17 protein-coding genes and 2 pseudogenes are annotated in these 24058 nt (G+C 64.9%); 9 read left to right on the plus strand and 10 right to left on the minus strand.

Annotation, left to right across the window (positions count from 1 at the left end; translation table 11 throughout):
- Nucleotides 1-71 precede the first annotated feature (71 nt).
- The 5 genes and pseudogenes from queE to TSO5_RS18930 form a co-directional block, all read right to left on the minus strand.
- Complete coding sequence (gene queE / locus TSO5_RS18910) at nucleotides 72-704, minus strand: 7-carboxy-7-deazaguanine synthase (RefSeq protein ID WP_109153002.1); 633 nt, start codon at nucleotides 702-704, stop codon at nucleotides 72-74.
- On the minus strand, nucleotides 701-1813 hold the full coding sequence (gene dbpB / locus TSO5_RS18915; RefSeq protein WP_199230937.1) for a DGQHR domain-containing protein DpdB: 1113 nt from the start codon (nucleotides 1811-1813) through the stop codon (nucleotides 701-703). Before dbpB (TSO5_RS18915) ends, queE begins: the two co-directional genes overlap by 4 nt.
- Nucleotides 1758-3089, minus strand: coding sequence for a tRNA-guanine transglycosylase DpdA (gene dpdA / locus TSO5_RS18920; RefSeq protein WP_109153004.1), 1332 nt, complete (start codon nucleotides 3087-3089; stop codon nucleotides 1758-1760). Before dpdA ends, dbpB (TSO5_RS18915) begins: the two co-directional genes overlap by 56 nt.
- Complete coding sequence (dbpB, locus tag TSO5_RS18925) at nucleotides 3086-4204, minus strand: DGQHR domain-containing protein DpdB (RefSeq protein WP_109153005.1); 1119 nt, start codon at nucleotides 4202-4204, stop codon at nucleotides 3086-3088. Before dbpB (TSO5_RS18925) ends, dpdA begins: the two co-directional genes overlap by 4 nt.
- 1246 nt (nucleotides 4205-5450) lie before the next feature.
- Nucleotides 5451-6636 (minus strand): annotated as a pseudogene (locus TSO5_RS18930) (IS3 family transposase).
- A 375-nt stretch (nucleotides 6637-7011) separates the two neighbouring features.
- On the opposite strand from TSO5_RS18930, the gene TSO5_RS18935 reads away from it, so the two are divergent.
- Nucleotides 7012-7605 carry a hypothetical protein gene (locus TSO5_RS18935; RefSeq protein WP_109153006.1) on the plus strand — a complete coding sequence of 198 codons (594 nt, stop codon included), beginning with the start codon at nucleotides 7012-7014 and terminating at the stop codon, nucleotides 7603-7605.
- Between the two features lie 328 nt (nucleotides 7606-7933).
- Nucleotides 7934-9274 (plus strand): annotated as a pseudogene (locus TSO5_RS18940) (IS1380 family transposase).
- Nucleotides 9275-9800: 526 nt separating this feature from the next.
- Here the strand turns inward: TSO5_RS18940 and TSO5_RS18945 are convergent.
- Complete coding sequence (locus tag TSO5_RS18945) at nucleotides 9801-10265, minus strand: hypothetical protein (RefSeq protein WP_109153007.1); 465 nt, start codon at nucleotides 10263-10265, stop codon at nucleotides 9801-9803.
- A 246-nt stretch (nucleotides 10266-10511) separates the two neighbouring features.
- Between TSO5_RS18945 and TSO5_RS18950 the strand changes: the two genes are divergently transcribed.
- Nucleotides 10512-11057, plus strand: a complete 546-nt coding sequence (locus tag TSO5_RS18950; protein ID WP_109153008.1) for a hypothetical protein — start codon at nucleotides 10512-10514, stop codon at nucleotides 11055-11057.
- Nucleotides 11058-11316: 259 nt separating this feature from the next.
- A complete protein-coding gene (locus TSO5_RS18955) occupies nucleotides 11317-12678 on the plus strand; it encodes a hypothetical protein (RefSeq protein WP_146203807.1) in 1362 nt (453 codons plus the stop codon).
- 403 nt (nucleotides 12679-13081) lie between these two features.
- Here TSO5_RS18955 and TSO5_RS18965 read toward each other — a convergent pair whose 3' ends face one another.
- Nucleotides 13082-13264 carry a hypothetical protein gene (locus TSO5_RS18965; RefSeq protein ID WP_045580662.1) on the minus strand — a complete coding sequence of 61 codons (183 nt, stop codon included), beginning with the start codon at nucleotides 13262-13264 and terminating at the stop codon, nucleotides 13082-13084.
- Nucleotides 13265-13841: 577 nt separating this feature from the next.
- On the opposite strand from TSO5_RS18965, the gene TSO5_RS18975 reads away from it, so the two are divergent.
- On the plus strand, nucleotides 13842-14324 hold the full coding sequence (locus TSO5_RS18975; protein WP_109153012.1) for a hypothetical protein: 483 nt from the start codon (nucleotides 13842-13844) through the stop codon (nucleotides 14322-14324).
- Between the two features lie 844 nt (nucleotides 14325-15168).
- Here TSO5_RS18975 and TSO5_RS18985 read toward each other — a convergent pair.
- Complete coding sequence (locus TSO5_RS18985; RefSeq protein ID WP_109153014.1) at nucleotides 15169-15468, minus strand: hypothetical protein; 300 nt, start codon at nucleotides 15466-15468, stop codon at nucleotides 15169-15171.
- A gap of 29 nt (nucleotides 15469-15497) precedes the next feature.
- A complete protein-coding gene (locus tag TSO5_RS18990) occupies nucleotides 15498-16037 on the minus strand; it encodes a hypothetical protein (protein ID WP_109153015.1) in 540 nt (179 codons plus the stop codon).
- A gap of 264 nt (nucleotides 16038-16301) precedes the next feature.
- Here TSO5_RS18990 and TSO5_RS18995 point away from each other — a divergent pair, with 264 nt between their 5' ends.
- From TSO5_RS18995 to TSO5_RS19010, 4 genes are all read left to right on the plus strand, one after another.
- Nucleotides 16302-17108 carry a hypothetical protein gene (locus TSO5_RS18995; RefSeq protein ID WP_158282453.1) on the plus strand — a complete coding sequence of 269 codons (807 nt, stop codon included), beginning with the start codon at nucleotides 16302-16304 and terminating at the stop codon, nucleotides 17106-17108.
- Between the two features lie 251 nt (nucleotides 17109-17359).
- Nucleotides 17360-18595 carry a DNA-binding protein gene (locus tag TSO5_RS19000; protein WP_109153017.1) on the plus strand — a complete coding sequence of 412 codons (1236 nt, stop codon included), beginning with the start codon at nucleotides 17360-17362 and terminating at the stop codon, nucleotides 18593-18595.
- Nucleotides 18596-18870: 275 nt separating this feature from the next.
- Nucleotides 18871-19299, plus strand: a complete 429-nt coding sequence (locus tag TSO5_RS19005) for a hypothetical protein (protein ID WP_109153018.1) — start codon at nucleotides 18871-18873, stop codon at nucleotides 19297-19299.
- Complete coding sequence (locus TSO5_RS19010) at nucleotides 19296-21482, plus strand: hypothetical protein (RefSeq protein WP_109153019.1); 2187 nt, start codon at nucleotides 19296-19298, stop codon at nucleotides 21480-21482. Before TSO5_RS19005 ends, TSO5_RS19010 begins: the two co-directional genes overlap by 4 nt.
- Nucleotides 21483-21611: 129 nt before the next feature.
- On the opposite strand, the gene TSO5_RS19015 is transcribed toward TSO5_RS19010, so the two are convergent.
- Nucleotides 21612-23780 (minus strand): site-specific integrase, encoded by a 2169-nt coding sequence (locus TSO5_RS19015; RefSeq protein ID WP_109153020.1) that lies wholly within the window; start codon nucleotides 23778-23780, stop codon nucleotides 21612-21614.
- Between the last annotated feature and the right edge of the window lie 278 nt (nucleotides 23781-24058).

Consider the following 24058-nt stretch of genomic DNA (forward strand, 5'->3'; position numbering starts at 1 on the left):
TCACTGTTACTACTAAAACGGATCGCTATCTAAAACACGCTGAAGTGACGAAGGTTGAGTAGTACGAACATTCACGGGATGCCAATGAATTTATGCGTCTGCAGGCTTAAGCGCCATTTTGGGTTCTTCTGGCAGTAGGCCACAGCGGCCTCAATGTTATGGTTCCGCTCGGGTCCGTCCATGGGCTGCAGCCAAAAGTGCTGAAAGTCCAGTCCTTCGAGCCCCTCAGGCGGCAATTCAGGCTGCGGGTAGACGAGCTTAAGTTCGTGCCCTCGCCGTAAAACCCACTCGCTGCCAGCTTTCGGACTGACGCAGACCCAGTCCAGGCCAAGCGGAGGCTCGAGCGTGCCGTTAGTTTCGACAGCGGCTTCAAAGCCCTCTGCGTGGACTGCCTCAAGGAGAGCCGCATCAAGCTGGAGCAAAGGTTCGCCCCCGGTGAACACCACGTAGCGGTGGGAGCGGGAAGGCCCCCAGGCCTGTGCAATGACCGCAGCTAGCGCTCTCCCATCAGAGAACCGGCCACCTCCCTCACCGTCGATGCCTACGAAATCGGTATCGCAGAACCGGCAGATAGCCGAATGACGGTCCTGTTCCCGGCCGCTCCAGAGGTTGCAGCCCGCGAAGCGGCAGAACACAGCCGCACGCCCCGCCTGGGCGCCCTCACCCTGCAGTGTTTTGAACAGCTCTTTGACGGCGTAGCTCATCGGTCCGCCCCTTGACTTGCGAACAGCGGCCCTGCTGCCGCCGCCTTGCGAACGCGGATGTCAGCTCGAACAATTGCCGACAGATGGTGCGCGAGCGTCTGGACGTCACGGCTGACATTTTGCACAGCTTTCCAGTGTCGGATGTCGCCGTTGCCGAAATCCCAGTGCCCCTCCGTCCAGGCCGTACGACCCCTCAAGCATTCCATCCCGCGGACGAAAGCATCCCAACTGCGGGCGCCATCGAGGACGGCCAAGTCCTCCATCACATAGCCCATTGCCTGGATACCAGCACCGTGGACGAGACGCGACGTGCTGGGCTTATGGTCCCACCAAGCCTCAGGAAAGGTTTTCTTAACGGCCTCGAAGAACTCACACACCAGTTTGAAACAAGCGGACTCGCCATCCCGTTGCCTCGCCAGTTGGCGCATAATGCCGTCGTTGAGGGACGTCATGATGACCTTCTGAATAGCTGTGTCCGCGATGTGGCCAGCCGGGTTGGTGTGCTGGCGGATCAGGCCGTACAGCGGCGACGTGCGGTCGAAATTAAGACGTGCGGTCAGTGCCGCCGCACCAGATCGGCCTCCCAGTCGCTCCGGGAGTTCGGCGACAGTAGGCAGCAATTCGTAGATCAGAGACTTGGGCAAGGGCCTCGTATTATTGATGAGCACGAACTGCCGACGCAGTTCGGCCTCATCCCGACAAACAAGTGCGGAGACAAAGACCTGAAAATCCTTGGTGGGCAGATACTGTAGTGCTGTCAGCCGCTGCTGGCCATCGACCACAAGCCCGGGGGGCCCTTTTGATACATCAATCGTGACGCGGCATGCAGCGCCAGCGCCCTCAACTTCAACGCCGGCGGTGAAGGCAACGACAATCGGGTTCGGCAGCACGGCCGTAGACTTCTCAAGGTAATCCTTGATCTCGCGTATATGCCCGGCAACCTGCGGGCGCTGGAAGCCACTCACACGCCCCTCGCCATCGCGAGCGATGCGCTCAATGCTGGCGAAGCGCAGGATTTCGTCGGCTCGAGCCGCGAAGGTCAGCGCAACGTGCTCAGCACTCTGCTGCGCGCGGATGGCTGAAAAGATCATCTGGTCGGTTGGCGGCACAGGACAGATCCAGTCTTTCGATGTGGCTCTTATAGACGGCGAGATTATGCATGCCGCGTCGCTTGTTGCGGTTGCTGGCGCGGAAGATGATCACCTCCACACCAGCGGCACGGCAGATTGCACAGCAGCACGCTCTCCAGGGCCGATCTTCTAGGGTACGGCGGTATTGCTGAGCAAGCTTAGCCAGCTTGATGTTTTGGATCGCCTCGGAATACGGCCGCTCCACCACAAGGGGCGCGCTATATTCCATCAAGGCACTCAGTGCGTCTCCGAGGACAGCCGTGCCTGTGTCGTAGGCGCGCACCGCGCGCAGCGCACGGACCTCTAAAGCTGTGAGGTCCTCTGCTCTGAAGGCGCCGGTCTTAACCAAACGCATGAGGCGGGGATTCTCAATGGATTGCGGGATACGCAATGCCGTGTAGTAGCGCAACCGCCCGCTCTCACCCGGTAAATAGTAGTTTTGTTCGCCGTCCTTGAAGGCCCGCAGCAGCGGCGAGGTGGTATCAAAGCTAGTGATCCGGTACGGGCGAAAGGTCTCGATCTCGTCGGCCTTGGCGAAGCCGAGGACGTGCATGCGGATCGACGAAGGGATTGCATCTCGAATCCTGCCGAGCGCCAGCCGAATCTCGGCTGCCTTCAGAGGCACCATGCCGCCAATAGCTAAATAGTCGTACCCCATTAGAACGAGTCGGCGCGCGGCCTCCGCCATGCTGTCTGGGGACCATCCCTGCACTACCCCCATAGGCGTGAATCGGGCGCCAATTGCACGATGTTCGGCAAGAAATGCCCGAGCGTTGTCCAAGGTGACGTCGAAACGCCGCCGCGCCTCGGCGTCGCCACCGTCCATGCCGCGCGCGCCTTCCTCGAACGCAAAGATGATGTGGTCCACGGAGCAACCATGGGTGAAGCCGCACTCCTCGTAGTACTGGGCCGTCTCGCTAGGCTGATAGGGTGGAACCGCCTCGTTCACGTAAGTGAAAGCGCCGCAGTCCCCAAAAAGATCCATGTGGACGTGCTGAGGTTCATCAAGGCGAAGAAATGCGCGTACGCCTACCTGCCGCAACCGCATCGCTTGGCCGGGCGTGTACTTGCCCTTGATCTGGGGGCCGCCGACAATGCCACGCGAGACGAGCACACCGTTGTACGGGGGATTGTCTAAAATCTCGTGAGGGTAGACATCGTCCCAATAGGGTTTCCGGCCGGGCGCGTTCCGGTCAGCCAAGAAATCATAGCCGGGATCAACCATGTCTAGGCTGTCGGCGAAGATGAACCTCATCGCTGCGGCCTCGCGAGTTCCCTATCTAGCCGGACCAGATACTCCGTAAGACGGTTAACGTGGCGAGACGTATTCTGGATCTCGTCCCAGGCCCAACCAAGGGGTTCCCAGATACCGCCGGTCCAGCGGCAGTGGATCGCCAATCGTCTCAGCGAGACCTGGACCTCGGCTTGCGGGTTTCCCGTGCTGTCAGCACGGAGCATCACTTGGTCCATCAAGCGCGACATTACCCGGATCCCGGCAGAGTGCATGAGGCGGCTCTCCTGGGGTGGTCGACCCCAAGCATCTGGAAAGACCGCTCGCACGGCGTCCCAATAGAGCACCAGCGTTCGGTACATGGCATCAGCGTCGCCACCGTGCTCGGAGCGGAACTGGCTAAGCGCACCCATTGGAGGTTTTAGGTTATCCTTGATGGCATCAATCAGGGCCGTGTCGGCTATAACAGCAGCCGCGTTCTCCGGCTCAGATTCCCTTCGCACGAGACCATAGAAGGGGCTGCCAAGGCTCCGGTTCAATGCGTTGCAAAGCTCACTTGGTAACTTCTTGGCCGCAAGGTCGCGAGGCAGGATCGTATCTACCTCTGGAAGCAGTTCGTTGAGCAAACCGCGCGGTAAAGGCTTGACCTTGTTCACCAAGATGAACTGCTCACGCTGAATCTTAAGGTCAGCCGAGACAAAACCGACTATGGGCACAGGAAGGCGACCCTTTTGCGCGCGGGCGAGTGCAAGAGACCGCTGCTGTCCATCAACAACCCAAGCTGCTCGGCGCCCCTCTGGCCGTAGAGGAATCGTAAGGGTGCCTGCATGGGTGGCCGCCTCGTCCAGGCTAGATGGCGCAGGACCGCGAGATTGCCTGAACTCAACCTCCGGAGCCAGGGCGAGGATGATCGCGTTGGGGAAAAGCACATCACCACTGTCAAGGAATTCGACAATACCATTGACGTGTTCCCGAATTTCTTTTCGTTGGAACCCCTTCAGGGCATCAGCCTCGTCACGGCCGACACGCGAAATGTCCGCCACTCTCGTGATATCCGATCCGGCCATGAAGAAAGCATAGACGGGTACGCCACCAGCTTGTTGAGTGCGCAATGCTCTTACGGTGATCTCGTTACTCATATCGCACCGTCTAACTGGGCCGCCACCCCATTGAAGAGGTTCTTGAACCGACCCTGCTCGCATGCTACCCCGAGATCGTCTCTGAGCAAGCGCAGCATGCGACCTGACCTGCCGCCAACGGCATTCCAATGGGCACGCATAAGTGCCTGCAGTTCGTCGTCGGTAGCACTGCGGCGTGAAGGTCGTGGGGGGGTCGTGTGGCAATTCAACCGATCCAGCACGGCTTTTGCGTGATCAGCGGCACTGCCCATAGGACTTCCAGGGAGCACCTCCTCAACGAAGTCGCGCATGGCACGTTGGGCAAAGTCGCCTGCTGTACCAGCACGCCCCAGGACTGGATCCTCAAGGCGCCGGTCATAGGGCATTACAGACTCCTGCAACCAGCTTGGCACATTTGACGGAGCTGCAAGTGTGAAAAGGCGCAAGCGCCCAGGGCGCGCCTGAGTCAGCCTGATCAGCCATGGCCCTAACATAGAAAGGTAAGGAGAAGACAAGGCGGCTAGCACCAGTGGGGCCGACGACGTGTCAGGCTCCCCTGGGAAGGGGCCAGCCAACACCAACTCTGCGAACCATCTCTTAATATCACCTGCGATTGAGTCTGAATGCCCTGCAGCGGCGGTGGCGCTGTAAGCGGGTATAGGCGTGTGAGCATCCACGAAGCCAAGCCCGGCGGATACTACCCAAAGATCTGCCGAGATAAATTCTGCAGCGAATGCTGCTTCTTGAAAGGCACGACCACAATACATCTCCCGGGCAGGCAACAAGGTCTTCGTCGCCATTACCTGTGCAGCCCAAGCCCGAGGGTCGTATAGACTGTTGGCACCGAGACGCGACTCAGCAGTGGGCTGAACCCTCTTGCGGTTGGTGCAATTCGTAATGACAACAGGCGGTTTCCCGCCATGCCACTCGAGGCTGATTCTGCAGTTATTTCTTTGAGGTCGCATCATACGGATATGATAACTGCAGCTTTTCGGCTTGGATAGCGCAAAAAAATTCGATGTTCGCACCAAGGGAGTTGGGATAGAATTGGCAACATCCTCGTCCGAAGTCGGGCGGAGGCGCCCATCGAGACAAACGGCCGGTCAAGCAGTTTCCTGAGCGGCAGTCAAGAAAATGGCGCCCAATTGGTAGACCGGCGTAGCGTCCGCCCAACACCAGCCTAATTTCAGAACATGGACGATCCCGCTGATCACCCGTCGATCATCCACTCGCGGCTTGCCACGGGTGGCGCGCCGGAAGATGCGTCTCAAGCTGACCGAACTGATCTGCCCCCGCGTGGGACACCAGAGACTATGTTAGCCAACAAACACCGCCCGGCGGCTCCTGTCCAGTCCGGGAGCGTAGCGGATTCGGGCTGGACAGGGGCCGGCACCACCGCGGCCGGCGCCGGTGGCGCGGTAGCCGAGCGCGCTGTGCGGACGCACGGTGTTGTAGGCGACGCGCCAGCGCTCGATGAGCACCTGCGCCTCGGGCAGCGTGTAGAAGATCTCCCGCGCGAGCAACTCGTCGCGCAACTTGCCATTGAAGCTCTCGTTGTAGCCGTTCTCCCATGGGCTGCCCGGCTCGATGAACAGCGTCTTCACCCCGACCCGCTCCAGCCGCTCACGCACCGCCGTGGCGGCGAACTCCGGGCCGTTGTCGGAGCGGATGAAGGCGGGTGGACCCCGTTCGACGAACAACTCGGCCAGCCGTTGCAGGACGTCGTCCGAGGAGAGACGGCGGGCGACGTCGATGGCCAGGCACTCGCGGGTGAACTCGTCGATGATGGTCAGCATGCGGAAGCTCCGTCCGTCGTGCGTGCGGTGACGAAGTCGTAGGCCCAGACGTGGTTCGGCCAACTTGGGCGCAGACGCACGCACGAGCCGTTGTTCAGCCACAGCCGGCCACGCTTGGGCTGCTTCTCGGGGACCTTCAGCCCCTCCCGGCGCCAGATCCGCTCGACCCGCTTGTGGTTCACCCGCCAGCCCGCCTGACGCAGCAAGGCGGTGATGCGCCGGTAGCCGTAGCGGCCTACTGACCGGCCGGCCGCAAGATGGCCGCCGAGAGCGCCTCCTCGTCGGCCGGAACAACGGATACATGACGCTGGGTCGAGCGTGCTTGGCCAAGCACCCGGCAGGCCCGGCGTTCGGACACGCCAAGGGTCTGCTGGACCTGCGTGACGCAGGCGCGGCGCCGCTCGGGGCTCAGAAGTTTCCCCGCGCCGCCTCCTGCAGGATCAGCTTGTCCAGCGTGAGGTCGGCCACTGCCTTGCGCAGATGCTGGTTCTCGCGTTCCAGTTCCTTGAACCGCTTGGCCTGATCCAGATTCAGGCCGCCGAATTCGGCGCGCCAGCGGTAGTAGGTCTGCTCCGAGATGGCGTGCTCGCGGCAGGTCTCCACGACCGTGCGCCCTTGCGCCACCGCCACCTCGATGGCGCGCAGTATGCAGATGATCTGCTCGGGGGTTTGCCGCTTCCGACGGGCCCTTCCTTCCTCCTGTTTTGCCCAACCATCAGATAAAGGCTGGAGCGGGTTCAGGGGGGCAGGTCAATCATGGAAAATCCATTTATGGGTCCAGACCCTACGCACGTCTCCTGCTCCCACGCGCCTCCCGGAATCCGACTACCGAACCACGGATGCGGCAGATGACAGGGTTGGGAACAGTTTTGTATCGTTAGGTGTTACTCGATCAGACCGACTCTTGGGGGTACTTCTGTGATCTGTTGGAACTGCGCTCTCCGAATAGGAATGGCTATTTGACCGCTTTAGGGCTGCGCATCTGGCGCGTTGCCTTAGTTCGCGCCGTCATCGCTATGACGGAGATGCATTATGTCCCAACTCAGGACGAATCTGCCTAATCTCAACCCGGACCTGTTGCAGCTTTTGGTTTTCCTCGAGGCCTTCACATCCATCGCAGCCTCGGTTCTGAAATGCCAGCAAAGCCAAATCCTCGGTGCCTGTGTGCCGGCCGCCGTCAGCGTCAGCAGTTTTCTTACCATGCACGGGTTTGCCGCTGTGCCGCTGCCGGTGAACGCCTATGTCAAGGCTTGGGTTCTGGGCCCCGACGGTTGGAAGATGCGCGGAAAAGCCGCGGTGTACGGCAAGGGCGGCGATCCGAGGTCGGGCTTCCAGGGCCATGTGATCGTGTCAATCGGCCAGATTGTATTCGATCCCACACTGGGCCAACTGCAACCGCTCGGAGCTCAAATTCCGAGCCAGATCGTGCTGCAAAAGCACGCATGTCCGCCCCTCGTCGCCAGCCATGAGAACCTCCTGCCGTATTGGAGCGTGAAGTACACAGAATGGAATGGTCCCTCCATCAAGGCCGTCCGTGCCCTCCGCAATGTGTCAAAGCAAAATGATGATGCGGTGGTTGCGGCACTCGAGAGGGAATGGCAGACGCTGCATCCCAACCTCCCGTAGGAAAGGTCGGCCTGGCAATGCTCAACGGCTGATATGTTCTGTACAGCAACAATCCAAGCAGCCAGGCTTGACAGAATTCAGGTAAATCCGGTCAGATCCTGCACCCCGCGGTTACTGCCGTCAGACCAGATGCATGGTCGTCAACAGGAGGGGATGGAGCTTGCGGTTCCATCCCCTTCACAGCACATAAGCTATCACCACTCGTTAGCCCGGATAATTCACCAGAGTGGGCTCTGGCGGCGGCGGGCGCGAGGATAAGCCGCTGAATTTATGTATGATTTCGGTGCTGAAGCAGTCTCCCCACGGATCAACGGAGTTCACGCCTGACATGGCTGAGAGTACCGGGGTTCTGCCCGGCTTGTCACCGGTTGCCGGCAAGCCGGTTCACGCCGCCTTCGACGGCGGTCATCTCACCTCCGACGCCGGCATCCTGCTGCTGGCCGAGATCGACCGGCGGTTTGGGATCTGCGAGCGTCTGGCGCACTGCATCGAGGATTGGCGCACTCCGGAGCGCGTCCAGCACACGCTGGCGGAGATGATCCGCTTCCGCGCCCTGCTGATCGCCGCCGGCTTCCCGGATGCCAATGACTGCGACGCCCTGCGCAGCGATCCCGCTTTTAAGATGGCGGTGGGCCGACTTCCCGAGAGCGGGGGTGACCTCTGCTCGCAGCCGACCATCAGCCAGCTGGAGAACCTGCCCGGTCCAGTGGCGCTCAAGCGCATGATGGCGGCCATGGTGGAGTTGTTCTGCGACAGCTTCGCCACGGTGCCGCGGCGCATCGTGCTGGACATAGACGACACCGAGGACCGCATCCACGGCGCCCAGCAACTCTCGCTGTTCCACGCCCACTATGACCGGCGCTGCTTCCTGCCGATGCACATCTACGAGGCGACCACCGGCAAGCCGGTCGCCATCATCCTGCGGCCCGGCAAAACGCCGGACGGCGCCGAGGTGGCGCTGGTGCTACGCCATGTCGTGCGGGCCATCCGCGCCCGCTAGCCGCGCGTCGATATCCTGGTGCGCGGCGACAGCCATTACGGCCGCCATGAGGCGATGAGCTGGTGCGAGCGCAACCGTGTCGGCTAAGTTTTCGGCCTGGGCGGCAACACGGTCCTGCTCGGGCGGGTCACCGGTCTGGCCGAGGACGCCGCGATGGGCCGGATCGTCGGCGAGGCGGACAAGGTCCGGCGCTTCGGCGACCTCCGCTACGCCGCCCGCACCTGGAAGGTCGAGCGTCGGGTCATCGCCCGGATCGAGGCGCCGGCCCAGGGTACCGATAGCCGGTTCATCGTCACCAACCTGGCCGACACGCCCAAGGCGCTGTACGAGACGATCTACTACGCCCGCGGCCAGATGGAGAACCTGATCAAGGCCCACAAGCTGCATCTCGCCTCCGACCGGACCTCCTGCAGCAAGGCGACCGCCAACCAGTTCCGGCTGCTCGTCCACACCGCCGCCTACTGGCTGCTGCACACCCTGCGCGGATTGGCACCGAAGGCGTCGTTCTGGCGCGAGGCGGAGTTCAACACGCTGCGCATCGGCCTCATCAAGGTGGCGGCGCGGGTCACCGAGATGGTGATGCGCATCAAGGTGTCTCTGCCGAGCAGCTTCTCTTACCAGGAAAGCCTGACGGGCCTGGCCGCCCGTACCGTCAAGCTGCCGTCGTGAATGCCGGGGCGATGTGCCCCCGAACGAGCCTGTCCCCGCAACTATCCAGCCCCGTCATCCCGCACCGTTGGCGCCACCCATCGACGCGCCTTCGGACAGCCGTTCCAAAACGCCGATGAATGATCCGGGTTAGCTGCCGTATAAGGAAGCCGGTTCCGTTCATTGGGTTCCAGTGCCACGACTCTGGTGAAAACGCTTCGCTACCCTGCAGAGGGCACTCCGCCAGGTCGCTTGCGTTGCCCTCGAGCATATCGGCCTTAGCGATGGCCTGACGGAACCGGCCGCCGGAGTCCGTCTGGGACCTTACGACCCCAGCACAGGCAAGGGGGGACCCGGTCCGTTTCCTCGAGACGCTCGGCGAGCGCCTCCACAACCGGGCGTGTTGTGGGCGGCAGAAGCCGGTCCAGAGAAATCCCCGGATGGTGACCTGCAGCAACGTCGCGCACCAGCACGGTGGCGAGGAGGATATCCTCTGTTTCGTCAGCGCTGACGATCGAAAGTGGACATCTCCCACCACACCGGATCGTCAGGTCCCTTCGGTAATACCAGGCTCCCTAAGCGCTTCAATATCAATGCGCTCGAACACTTGGCTGGCAGCACATATGAGTTGCGCATTCGCCCGTGCTGCACGAGCAGCCTCGTGTGCGGTTTCCGGTCTTTCCATCGCAGGCGGGGCCTCACCTCGGTCGCGGCGCCACGCCGCCCAACTCGCCAAACGAACCCAGAGCATCGACAACGCGGTTTTGTCGCGCTGCGGCGCCGGAATGTCGCGTAGCGCCGCCTGTATGAGGATCCGCAGCGCAGCCGTCCGGGATGGAATGCGGTTCGGCGGCACGTCATCACCACCCAACTCCGGGTACGTGATCATGACGGCGAATGCGATGGCGTCGAGCAGCGCGAGTTCACGCTCATCGAGATAAACGGCAACCTGCCGTAGCCCTCTGCTCCGCACCTTCTCCCTCCATTTCCTCTGCCAGTCCGCACGCGGCATTGCCCTTCTCCTCCACAACTAGAGAGATCGGACTTAGGCATAGGCGGTCAGCTCGCAAGCGAATCGGACAGGGCGGGCGAGCTATTTTGAGGAATTGTCGCTTGCGGACCGGGTCGGGTCGATATGGGTCCATATCCGACGGCCGGTTCCTCGTTGCGGAAAAATATATCTCTGGAGCCCGAGGGACGCGCTCCTCTCGTCAAACCCATTTCGGCGGCGCCTGCAACCAACCGCACGAGCGCCATCATGAAGATCGGTTACGCCTTCTGTTCCAACGACGCCTACGACGAGAATGAGGCCTTCCTTACCAAAGCCGGCTGCGATCGCTGCCTGCATGACCGCATGGGGCATGGCCGTCAGACGCTGCGGAACATCCGCATGCTTTTGCGCGCCGACGACACCCTGGTCATCCGAGCGGCCCGGCAGGCCGCCGGCACCATTCAGGACCTGGAGTTGTTGGTCCACGATGTCGTAGCCGCGAAGGCGGAGCTGTCGATCCTCGTCGGCAACCACACGACCCAGAGCATCGTTCAATCCTTGGAACTGGTGCGTGCGTTCTCCTCGAGATGCCCACCGACTGACGCCGCTGAGGCGAGTGACCCTTCCCCGGCCCCCCAGGCCGGCCGCGTGCCGGATCGGCGCCGCGAAAGACGGGAACCGAACCGGCCGATGAACGAGGACTATGTGCTGCTCCGCCTGGCCGGCGGCGAAGCCGTGAGCTCCATTGCCCGAGATTTCGGTGTGACCTGGCACAGGATCAACATGATCCGCAAGCGTCATCAGACCGGCTGACACCAAGGGCAACACGTCGGATTCGTCAGGCATCAGGCCGGACATCGCCGCCGCTTGTGCCCGCATTCAATCCCCATAACTCCGCCGCACAACGAGGAGGGTCCGAGCGCACCGGCTTGGACCCTTGAACCGGCACGGCGCAGGGCTCTAGGCGGCCCGGCGCCGGCCATGCACGCGAGACGGCAGAGCAACAGCTTGTCCCACGCGGGATCGGGCCCGTTGTGCATCCAGCGGTCTCCGGCAGCCAGGAGCCCCCTCCATGACCACATTGCCGACCAGTTCCTTCCCTCCTCCCTCCAGCCTGCGGTTCACTTCCCGAAATCCCCTTGAGGGCAGAGCGCTGCCCCCCTCGGGGTGGTGGTCGCTCATCCAGGGGCAGGGCAGAAAGTCCATGCGCCAAGTTCATTATCAGCTCAATCAACTCGCCACCGTCCTCGCCGCCAAGGGGAAGGGAATCGACGTCTACATGTCGCAGGGCATCTTCGGGAAGAAGTCGCGGCGCACGGTCGATTTGACCCACATCACACATGCCTACGTCGATCTCGACGTCTATAAAACCCAGATCATGAGCGACGGGAAGAGCATCGACACCGTCGCTCGTATGGTCCTGCTTGATTGCGACGATTTCGGTATCCCCAAGCCGTCATGCATCATCCACTCCGGCCGGGGTTTGTATCTGAAATGGTTCTGGCGGCAGCCGGTTCCCAGCTCCGAAGCCGGCCGAGCGATTGCCATCAACCGGGCGCTGGTCCAGTTCTTCCGGGACTTCGGCGCCGACCGCGCGGCAGTCGACATGAGCCGCATCCTGCGGGTGGTCGGCTCCGTCAACAGCCGGTCCGGCAACAGGGTGGAAGTCCTGTGGACCAATAATGTGGACGGCGACGTCCTGCGCTACGACTTCAACACCTTTGCCGATGAATTTCTTCGCCCTCCGCTCGCCCGCGCGGGAGTGGTCGCGCCGACGCGCCCGGTCAGGGCCGGGCGGAAAGATGCGCCCTGGGAGACCGTTGAGCAGCAGCAGCGGCTCGGCCGTAAGCTCTTCCACCGCGCGGATTGGCATTTGGGTGTTCTTGCGGACCTGCGCCGCCTCGCTGAGCTTCGCCACGACTCCGGCATCGTCCAGGTTGCCGGAGCCGGTCGTCAAGCCGGGCTGGATCTCTTCGGACACCTCGGTGCCTGCCAACTCGCCATGGTCATCCCCGCCCCTCAGCTGCCGGCGGAGATCGAAGCGTGGGGACGCCAAATTCTGCCTGATTGGTATATCGACGGCGAGTTCAGCCGGCACTGCTCGACGCTGCTGGATCGCGCGCGCCAGGCAGCCGCCGGCGAGCGGGCACAGCACGGCGGCAAGAGCGTCAGCCCGAACTGGACCTACAACAAGGACACGCTGATCGACCTCCTCGAGATCACTCCCGCGGAGATGAGGCAGATGACGCGCTTGATCGACGGCGACGAGAAGCGCCGCCGCGACCGCGAGGCGTGGCGCGCCGACCACACCGGCCAGGACCGGACCGCCTATCTGGCCGCCAACAGTGTGAGCCGCGATAAGCCCTGGAAAGCCGAAGGCATTTCCCGGGCGACCTGGTACCGGAGGCAGCAAGCGGTCGCGGGCACCGGGTGAGACAGGTCCTCCCTACATCTACGCAACGGGGACGGAGAGGGCCCAAAGGCCAACGGAACCCAAGGCAAACCCCGTCCCCACAACCACCTCATCCGCCGCCCTTCCCTGACGCCTCACCGCCGCTCCGAGGTTGCCCGGGTGGATAACGAGAACGCCCGGCGCCACGCACCGGCGGCGCTCCACGCGCCGGGACACCTCATCGACCGCCGTGTGCACTCCGCTATGGACGTCCCAGCGCAACGACCGCTCCGCTCCAAGCGGATACCTCACGCTTCAGTGGACGGACGGCGGCGATGCTGTGGACGCGGCCAATCCGTCCAGTGTGTGCGGCCTCGCCGACGGCGTCGCGAAGCTGGGCGTGCCGCTCGGCGACGACGTCGACCTTCCGCTCTGACGGGTCGCGTCAGCGCCACGACCTGAAATAGACCGCCAACGCCAGCCCCATCAGGGCCACAGCGAGCGCTGGCAGCAGGATCCCCTCCGACCGAAGCGCCAGCCAGGCGAGACCGAGCGAGGCGAGGGCCAGCGCGCACGCGAACTGCGCGCGCAGCAGCCATCGGCGGGGGATTCGGTCGGGCGGAGTCATGGGCTAGACTCTACGCGAGCTTGGTGGGGAGATCGAGATGGGCGATCGGGTAGAGCGGCGGGCGACGAGGAGGAGCAGGATGAGGAAACGCATCTTCCTGCCTTCCCGCGCCGTGGGACCACAGGGCTGGTACAACATCTCTCGCCGGTGGTACCCGACCCTCTCCCCGTGGCGGAACCGCAGATGGAGCCATTATGGGGCGCGGTTCAGTCAGGCGCCTCCGGGCATGCTGCTGAAGGGGCCGAGATGGACCCGCGGCTGGGGCATTGCGTGCAGCCGGCAGGCGCTGCCTACGAGCGAGCGGCTTCTCGCCCGCCTCCGCGCCGGACGGCATCAGACGTCGCCGGTTGTCGCGGTGGAACTGCTGATCGAATCCACGCGCTTTGCCACTCTGACGTTCCACGAGCGGACCGCCGCGGTTCGAGACGTTGTGCAGCGCTATGGGCCGGGAAGATCGAGGTGATCAGGCCGGTCTGGCGCTTCAGGTGTTGGAACTCCTGCGCGCCGTCCTGTCCGGTCCGAACGGGGCCTTTCATGCGCCGCAACGCCACTTGGAGGAACCTGACGGGTGCAACGCATGAGGTGGCTGCGGCTCTCGAAGGTGGGGCTCGGCCTTGGGAGCATGCGGTCGATCGTACCTGAAGCGGCGCGCCGGGCCGCCGCATCCCTCGAGGACTCAAGACCGGCGACGGAGGTGGCCGCCTTCGTACCGGACAAATCGCAGCTCATCGTGGTGAAAGAGGCAAAGGGGGGAACCATGACGAACGAAGACAGCGCCCGCTGGGAAACCGACATCGTCACCGGCGTGGCATGCCTCAGCATCGAATCCTGGACGGCTCTCGTGGCACGCAAGAGCGATGGATGGCACTACCTCGTCCACTGCAGCGAACGCGCTGGCGGGTTCATCGGGGCGTCGATCCAGAGCCAGCGGGGTTTCCAGAAGCGTGCGGAGGCGCAGCAGGCGGCCGAAGCGGTCATGGTGGAACAGGGCGCGCTGTCCGCGCATGCGGCGGCGGAACTCATCCGGCAGCGGCTGCCGCGGCACAGGGACAAAGAATGAGCCATCTGTTCCTGGACTGGTCCCCTCTCAAAAGCTCCGGCAGGCGGGACGTCCTCACGTCCTGGAGGCCGCGAGGCTCCGGCGGTGACGGCTGGCTCCTGATGGTCTGGCCCTCGCTCCAGCCGGGAATCGGATGGGGGTGGCGGACGAACCTGTATGCACCCATCCGGTCTGGGATCGGGCGGGCGGAGAACCAACGGGAGGCGCAGCAGTCCGCTGAAAACGCGCTGATGGACATGCTGACCGCACACCAGCAGGTGGAACTTCTACGGGAAAGGAATGAACGATGGGCAAAGCTGTGCAGATCCGGTTGATGGGGGACAATCCTGAGGAGGTCAGGCGCGTGACGGCGATGCTGGCGTAGCTGCCGGGCATCGCCTTCACCGGCACCGCGCCGAACCGGCGCGGTCCGGGCCTGCGGGCCTATGGTGCGGTCGCTGTACCCTCGAGCATGCCCCCATCGTACAGGCTGGACGATCTGCTCGCCGGCATTACCGACGCCAACCGACACGGGGAATTTCCCGCCATCGGCAAGGCCGACGTTCCTCCGGCGACGGGCCGGGGCGTGCGGTGCCGACGCGCCCGGTGAGTGCCGGCTCGTCACCCTGAAGGGGCGACCGCCGGGGTGGCGCCCTGACCATGACCGGCGACGCTATGGCGAAGGGTTGAGACCAGGTTCTGTTCGAAAGCCGAAGCCGCCGTCGATACAGACCTTGGGCATGAGGGCAGAAACAACGCGGAACCGCCCGGGACTGAGAAAGACCATGGGGACGGGCGTCGATCTCGAAATCCGTCCCCAACCGACCGGCTGCACGGCATCAGCGATCCCGCCAGGCCGGCAGCCTTACCGGGTGCGATGCTCACCCGGCGGTGCATCTCCCACCGCGATGAGGGCGAGCCTCCGGATGATGTCCGCCCGATCGCCTTGTGACAATCCGGCGAAGCGGTCACTCAGGTGCGCCAGGCACAGCGCCTCACGCGCTTCTGCCGGAGTCGGCAGCCGGTCGATCACCTCGCTGGAATCGTAGAATCCGTCGGGCGTGTAGCGGTGGATCATCACGACGCAACGCGCAGAGGACACGGCGACCGTTCGTGTCGGGCGGCGGCCGTCGAGGTGAATGAGGATGTGACGGTTGGGCTGCATGGATCGGGTCTCGCTCTTGACGGTGGGACTCAGTCGGCGCTGCCCAGGCAGTCGGAAGGCCAGGACGAGTGGGGAAGAACCCGATGGATGCGGCGGACACGCATGACCGTGCCGGACGATAGCCCGACATTCTCTGCGATCACCCGGATCGGCATGCCGCTCGCCGACAGGGCGAGGATCTCGGCGATGCGTTCGGGCGTCGCGCGGCGGTAAGGGCGGCTGTCCCGGCGTGGCGACGGCCCATCGGCGTCCGGCAGGGCCTCGAGGAGAGCGGCGGCCCGCAGGATGCTGGCGCCGTCGATGCCGACCTGCAACAGGGTGACACGGGCGCCGGCCTCAACGGCGCGGCGCAACGAGGCCAGGATCATGCTGCTGGTGGCGCCGAGATGCTCGAGGTCCGGAACGAGAAGTTCGTCACCGTCGGCGAGGAGCGTCAGCAGGGTGTCGCGGCCAGCCTGTGCGGCGCTGGTATCCCGCAAAACGCGGGCGCCGGCGATCGCAGCGGCGTGCCCGTCGAGCAGATCGGCCGCAGGGGAAACGGACGTGGAGTGGATGTAGACAACGCGCATGGAGGACCTCCTGTCATGACGACGGCGTCCGATCCGTGGATCGGCGCGGTCAAGAGCAGGGTCTGACACTCATATGGGATCGTGCCGGCGGAACGGTTTCCGAAAAATGCACATTCACTTCCCGATCCGCTTGCACCGCCTTGGGACGCACCGCCGCCGCTCGGCGGGGTGGCGATCCATGGGGGCGATCCGGCAGAACAGCGGCACCGGCCGGTCATTCCGCCCGTCTTGCCCCGCCGCCGGCATCCTGCCGGCCGGCAGATCATGGGGCAGGAGATTGCCATGCTTCATCCCGACCTGCTGGATTCCGCCATCGCCGATCCCACCAGGCCCGCCCCTGTCCGCCATCGACCGGGCTCCCTCGCCAATGACGCCCTGACGGTGTTGCGCCATCGGCACCTCCTCGGCAGCTGGCTCCACGCCGACCGCCTCGCCGAACTGCTGGCCGCCTCCTCCGGCTCGCACCGGGCCGGCAAGGCGACGGCGCAGATCGCCAACGAGCTGCGCGCCAAGCTGCTGACCCAGGCCCGGAAGCGGCCCTATCCCGACATCGAGGTGCAGCCCGGATCCCTCATTCGTGCAGTCGCGCTGCCGCGGGCCGGAGTTCCGGCAACGGTCGCCGGGCTCCCCCGCCCGCTCTCGCGGCACGAGCGCCTCCAGGGGCTGCTGGCCAACGTTCACCTCCTGCTCGGCGACGCCGTCTATCTGCCGCCCGGTGACCGTGGCCGGCACCCCGAACTGCGAAGCCGGCTGACGCTGACCCTGCCGGCGCTCGGCCAGGCCGCCGCCGAACGGAGCCTCGCCCAGGTCGACGTCGTCGTGCTGCGCGGCGGCCGGCTCCACCGGCTCTACGAGATCGAGACCGACGCCGGCAAGGCCACCAAGGCTCTGGTCCGCCTCAACGACGTTCTGGCGGCTGCCGGGGCGCCGAATGGAGGACTCGTCGTCGCCGTACCCGACGCGCAGCTCGACCGCCTGCGCCTCGAGCTCGAGCGTCCAACCCTACAGGCGCTGCGGGGCATCTGCCGCTCTCTGCCGTTCTCGCGCGTCGAGACCCCCTACGCCCCCTGACGACCTCGGCCGAGACCAGAAACAGCGTGACAATCTGCCCTGGCGCCTCCCGTCGCGGAGGACGCTAGGGCAGGACGATTCGATATGGCCTGGGAGAGGGCGCCGTACCATACCGAGTCGAGATCATACCGGACCATACCGGACCATACCGGCCTGTACCGTTCCAGGCCGTACCGTACCGGTTCCTCCGTCGTGTGGATCGTCCTTCTGGTGCCCCTATCTCCGATGCCACCAACCCAGGAGGTGATCACATGTCTGCCACAAAAGCCACGCGTGCGACGGTGCAGGCCGCCTATAACACGCTCCGCAATCAAGGGATCGAGCCCTCAGCCGATAAGATTGTGGAGCTGATCCGCGGCTCAAAGACGACGGTCTGCCGCCACCTGCGCGAGATCGCCGCCGCCTCGCCGCCGCCGGCAACACCGCCCACGCCGTCGTCGGCGCCGCCCTCGGAAGAGGCGCCGGTCGAACTGCCGGTCGAGTGGCGGGAGGCCGTGGACGGGCTGACCCGGACCTTCGCCAGCATCCTGACCACGACGATCGCCGCCGAGAGGGAGCGGGCTCAGCAGCTTTTCGAAGCCGGAGCTGCGGCTCGAGGCGCCGCCGTCGCCGCTGCGCGAGCCGAAGCCGAGGCGCTGTGGCAGGCCTGCGAGGAGAGCCGGCAACAGGCCGAAGCAGACTTCAGCATTGCGGCCGACGAGGTCGAGGCACTGCAGGAGATCATCGCCACCCTGCTGGCAACCGTCGATCTCGAAATCTCCGACGACCTCGATGACCTGCGCGCCATTGCCGACCGCGCCCTCGATCGCATTCGCGAATTGACGGTAGCGGCGGCGCGCGTTCCCGCGTTGGAGACCGACCTCGAGCAGCGGATGGCCGAGGTTCGGACGGCTGAGGGCCGCATCGAGGAACTGCGGGAGGCCGCCGGCCGAGCCGAACGTCAACACGAGGAGCTGAGCAAGGTCGCCGCACGCGTTCCCTCGCTGGAGGCCGACCTCGAGCGGTCGAAAGCCGATCTCAGAACGTCTGACGCCCGTATCGAGGAATTGCGGGAAGCTGCCGGCCGGGCCGAGCGCAAATGCGAGGAATTGACCAGGGTCGCCGCCCGCGTTCCCCCATTGGAGGCCGCCGTGCAAGCCTCCGAGACCCGCATCGCTGAGCTGTCGGCCGCCGCCGCTGCCGGCGCCGAGGCCATCGGGCGGGCCAAGGCACTGGAGCAGGTCGTCGACCGTCTGACCGGACCGGCCCACACCGCCGTGCCGAAGGCGTCGGCGCCATCTCGGAATGGCGCTCGTTCGCCGAAACACACCGCCGGTAAGGTGACGGGCGCCGGCCACACGGTGAAAGACGTCGATACCCCGCCGGCGATTGAAGAGACGACATCCGCGGATCAGCCGTTGCCCTTCGCTGACCTGATGCTGGCTGCACCGCCCTCGATTGACGGGGAATCGCCCATCCCGCCGATGTCGCCGGCCCCCACCACCTGACGCGCTGAACGGCGGCGACCGCCGTCGCCGTTCTTTCTCTCCTCTCACCGCAGCTCACCCCGTTGCGCCGCCGTCGTCCGCTGCCATCTCCGCAGTCGTCCTGGCCCCCTTGGGGCCGACGGCCAGCCGTGCGCGGTTTACGCCCCCAAGGGGCTCCAACACGCGCAGGGCCGGCCAGGGGCTCCGCCCCGTGGACCCCGCCAGGGAGGGACGCCCTCCCATGGACCCGCCCGCCGGAGAGGCTTGCCTCTCCGGACCCTGCCCAGGAGGTCACGATGCCGAGAACGACCCGACGCCCCGGAAGCATCGGCAGCGGTGGCGAAAAGCGCGCCCTTTCCTGCATCGTCACCTACCGCGTGAAGCCGAGCGAGTTCGACACGCTTCGGCGCGCCGGTGAGGAACGTGGGATGTCGGCGGCGCAGTATGCGCGTGCCGCCGTCCTCTCCGCCGCCGGGCATGCCATCCCGAAGGTCCGTCGCCCACGGACAATCGTGGCGCCACCGGAACTTCAGGCCGCGCTTCCGCTCCTCGGCGCGCTTCAGAGCGACTTGCGGCACATCCGCACGCTCCTCAATCAATTGGCCGCCCGCGGCAACGCCGGCGCCGTCAAGCCGGCCATGGCCGGCTACGCCAAGGCCGAGAAGACCATTCTGGAACTGGCCGAACGGATCATCGCCGCCACGCTGGGGAAGCGGACGCCATGATCGTCAAGACATCTCAGCGCGATGGTGCCGCTTGGCTCGCCGCTCACCTGACCCGCGCCGACACCAACGAATCTGTGGAGATCGTCGGCGGGCGCGACATTGTCGCGTTGGATGTCCGCCTCGCTCTCCGCCAGTTCGAGGCGCAATGGAGACTCTCCGGTTCAAGAGCGCGCGACTTTCTCGTTCATGCCGCCATCTCACCCTCCCAGCCCTTGTCGAGGGAGCAGTGGGCCGAGGCCTGGAGGATCTATGAGTGGCAGCACTGCCTCCATGGACAGCCCTACATTGAGGTAGAGCACGGCAAGCCCGGTGAAACCGGCCGGCCCAGCCACCGGCATCGCGTTTACCTGCGCGTCCGGACAGACGGTCGGGCCGTTCATCTCGCCTTCACACACCGCGTGAACGAGGTCATCGCCCGGCTCTGCGAATTGAGCTTCGCGCATCCCCTGACACGGGGCGCCCATAATCGGGCGGTTGTGAACTATCTCGAGCAGAACGGCTACAGCGAAGAGGCCGAACAGCTGAGGAGCTTGACCGCGGGGCGGCGTCCGAGGGCCGCGCGATCGGAGAGCGAAGCACAGCAGGAAAGCCGTTCCGGCTGCAGCAAGGCCGCCGCCGCTAAGATCGTCGCCGCGGCATGGCACTCCGCCGATGGTCCGCACGCGCGCCGTGCCGCCCTGGCCGAGGCCGGCTTCACCCTCGCCCGGGGCGACCGGCGCGACACGGTGATCGCCGTCGACGCCAGCGGCAAGGCATGGGCGCTCAATCGCCTGCTGACGACCGGCGAACGGGGTGCCTGGACAGCGGCGCGGGTGCGTCGGGACCTTGAGGGCGTCATCGATACGCTTCCGAGTGTCGAGGAGCTTCGCAGCAGCCGGCATGGAGGAGCCGATCAGCAGGATAAGGGGCTACGCTCGGACAAAGCCGACCTGTTCGTTGGCGCGCCGGCAGTCCCGCCGGCCGAACCCAAGGTCTCGGCCGCGCCGGCGCCGACGCTGGAGGATGAGGCCGAGGCGTACTGGGCAAGCGAATTCGACGACGAGATCCCCGTGATATCGGCACCGGCCTTGCCGATCCCCGTCATCTGCCGGCTGGGAGCCGACGCGGTGATTCCGGCAGCAAGCTCCGCCGCCGATGTCCACGGCACCGAAGACGTCGAGAAGGGGGAGGCGGAAGGCCCGTCGGCGGAACCCGTCCGGCCCATCACGGCTTCCTCCCCGTTGCCGACAGCGGCGGGAACGGTCGTCGTTCCACCTGCCACGCCGGATGTGCGGTCCGGAACCGCTTCGAGCGCCGACGTTCCATCGGGCATCGATCATGTCAGGGCGGCGCCCCTGCGACGCAGGAAGGCAAAGGCCCAAGAGGAAGCAGCCAGCGCAGAGAGCCCATCGCAGACGCCCACTCAACGATCTCCGATTGCCGATCGGCGGAAGGAACCCGAACGGAGCGTTCCCGCCGTGGCTGTCGACCGGAGCGGGAACCGGACGCACACCAAGCCGCCGATGCCGATCGACGGGCCGGCCGCCAGCCAAGTGGACCGGCTCCGGCCCTTGAGCCGTGATCAGCGCCGGTCATCCCTACCGCCGGTGCCAGACCGGCTGGAGCGCGAGGACTACGGCTCCCGACAGCCTTCGGAACGGCCGTCCGTCTCGCAGATGGAGGAGGCTCGCCGGCGCGCTGCGCACAACACCAAGCTGACCACCCGATTGATCAACGACCTGACGGCGCAGACCCCGAGCCATACCACGTCGACGGCGACGACGACGTCCGCGCACATCCCGTCTCCCGCTCCCGACGACAGCATCGTGACCGTCCTCAGGTCCTACGCCGGCTCCCTGATGGACTGGTGGAACTCTCGCCGGCTCCCGGGTCATGACACTGATGCCCTTCGGCGTCGGCTGGACCAGACATGGCGGGCTCTTCTCGCCGCCACCCGGAAGTGGTTGTCTGAAAGAGGCGCCGGCAGGAGTTCGGAAACGGTGCAGTCATTCCTGACCCGTGAGATCGGCCGCAACCACCCGGACGCGCGCGAAGCCCATGAGGGTTGGCTCGACCGCGTCTATCAGCCGGCCGCAGCCGCCGTCCGCGTCATAGACCGTACATCGGAAGGCCCCTTCTCGGTCAGACACAACGATGGTCTGAGATTTAGAACGGGGTCGGAGCGCCAACGGACTGGCGGATAGCGCTTTCTCTCAGTTGAGCCACCGTAGCACAGCAGCTTGTTTGAACGGTCAGGGATGCTTTGCTCTGCTGTGCGGTGCCCTGCGGAGCCTCTCTGACCGTTCCCGAGCGCTGCACCATGCGCTTGGATGCTAGCTGGTCAGGCACAACTGTCCGTTGACCATAGCCGTGGGGAGGCGGTAGTCGATCGAGGCGATCGCCTCGGTCAGCTTCGCCAGCCTTGCGCCCTTGTAGTAGCGGTTCCTGGTCTGCCCCTGCTGCGCATGCCCCATCAGCTCGCTCACCCGGACATCCGGAATCTCGCGGTTGAGCAGGTGCGTGTCGAAGCTGTGGCGCAGCGAATGGAACGACACACGATCCCGCTTCATCCCGATGTACTCGAGGTAGCGGCTGAACCATTCCCCGAGGTTCTCACCGGCGCGGTTCGCCTTTTCCGGCTTGAGGCCGGGAAAGAGATCCCGCTTGCCGGCGCGCTTCTGTGCATCGACGTAGTCGAGAAAACCGAGTTCGAGCAGCAACGGATGAATCGGTACGATGCGCTTCGAGGTGGTGGTCTTCACGCTCTTGCCGTCCTCGGGAGCCACGTCGATGCACCAGATGCCGACGATGGGAACACCGTCCTCATCCTTGGGCGAGAACGCCCGCAGGCGGGCCCATGGTCCCGACGGATCGTCGAGATCCACGCCCCAGTCGATGAAGTCCTCCTCATCGAAGCAGCGCAAATGGATATCGCCAGTCAGCAGCTGCGCCGCCTCGCCGAGCCGCAATCCCTCGAGCGCCGCAAGCAGCGGAATCCAGAACTTGCCGTCCTTCACCATGAGGGGGCCGGACCGATGACGGTAGTCCACCCTGGCGCAGCCGGTCCAGCATGCGCTGGCGAACAGCTTGCGGACCTCGGCGTTCGAGAGGGCCTCCCGATCGGCATTCGCGGCGCGTCCGATGTCCTTCTTGTTGTAGCGGATCTTGAGATCGAGCAGGTCGCGGTTGATCTTCATCTTCATCGTCTCCTTGAGCCAGCGGAGCAGGCCCTTGATTTTGTCGAGATGCTTGTTGACGGTCTTCATGGCCAGGCGCGGCACCTCGGCATCACGCTTCTCATGGGCCATATTGTGTCGGTCGATCTGTCCGCTCTCCACACGCGCCATGACCGCCGCCTGCTGGGAAGCAGTGATCGCGTCCGCCTTGGCGGCGGCGTCGGCACCGGACAGGTTGCGAAAAACGCCGCGGCCGAGCAGTTTGGGGACCCGGTGCAGCTCATCCCTGAACCGCAACAGGTCCTCCTCCGTGAGGTCGACGACACGGCGGTCCCCGACAAGACTGGCGAAGAGTTCTGCGGCGACGCGGTAATTCCGCTCTTCCTCCTTGCACAAGGAGGCGGACTTGACCGCATTCGAACCACGCTGACGGTGGCGGACCCATTCGGCCATAGCCTGCTCGATCGTCCAGTCCGCCGCCGGGCTGGCCTTGGGTGTCTGCCGGTGTGAGACCGTCTCCGCCGCATCGGCGGCCGGCTCGACGATCGAGGCCGAGGGTCCGAGCAAATTCGCCGGCTCCGTGGCAGGACGAGCCGTGACGAGGACGTGCGCCGACGCGACGGCGGCGGGATAGGGCTGCTGGAGATGCAGGGAGGGTGTCGCCTCCTGCCGATCAGGCACCGGTCCGGTGCCGGGTTCAACGATGCCCACCGATGCCGCGGGGACGGCGACCGAAACGGATTGCATCGCCGTCTGCGCAGGCATGGTGGCTGGCAACGGAGGCGTCGGCGTGACAACCATGGCGGGGCGAACCTCCGCTGCGGAAGCTGGATTGCCCGACGGCATGCCGGTCGTTGCAAGGCCGGCCGGCAAGGGCGGCAGGAGTTCCTCGAGGTCGTCGTCGTAGGGGATCTGCTCGCGAACGGCGTTGATGCGATGGATGCGGGGAAGCCCGCGCAGCACCAGCCGCGCGAGGTAGCTGTGCTCGGCCGTCTCGGCCGCCGGCACCGGCAGGCCGACGGTGACGGCGCGCTCGAGCACCGCGCGGGCGGCATCGAGCCGGTTGTGCCGGACGGCGTCCTCGATGGCGGCGACCGCGTCCAGCTCGGCCTGGACCCGCTGGGCGATCTCCTCCGGCCCCCGCTCTCCGCCTAGGGCACGCGCCACCTCCGCCCGTTCCAGCTCGCCAAGCAGGATCGGTTGGAGGAGGGCGCGGAGCGCGCTGGTGTCGATGGTGCCGGCCTGCATGACCTCGCCCAGGAGCCTGAGCACGGCATCGACGACGACGCTGAGACGCCGCCCTCGCTGCCGTGCGAGGTCGGCCATATTTGTCCGCAAGGAGAGACGTATCTCTCGATCGGCGCATTTTTCCGAAAAATTTTTGAGAGTGCCGTCCTCACCGGCGGTGCCCCCGCATGCCGGTAGGATCCGGCGCCACCAATAGACGGAACCGCGGCGGTAGAGGTGAGGGGCAAGCGGCATTGGCGGCTCCGTCTTGAGGAGCGCCGCGCGCGCGTGAGGGCACAGGCCGCTGGCACAGTTGGGGGACTCACCGGGAAGGTCCCGGAGCAGTCGTCCCTAAGTGCTTGATTTACAAGGGAAAC

This window comes from Azospirillum sp. TSO5 (assembly GCF_003116065.1).
GTDB lineage: Bacteria > Pseudomonadota > Alphaproteobacteria > Azospirillales > Azospirillaceae > Azospirillum.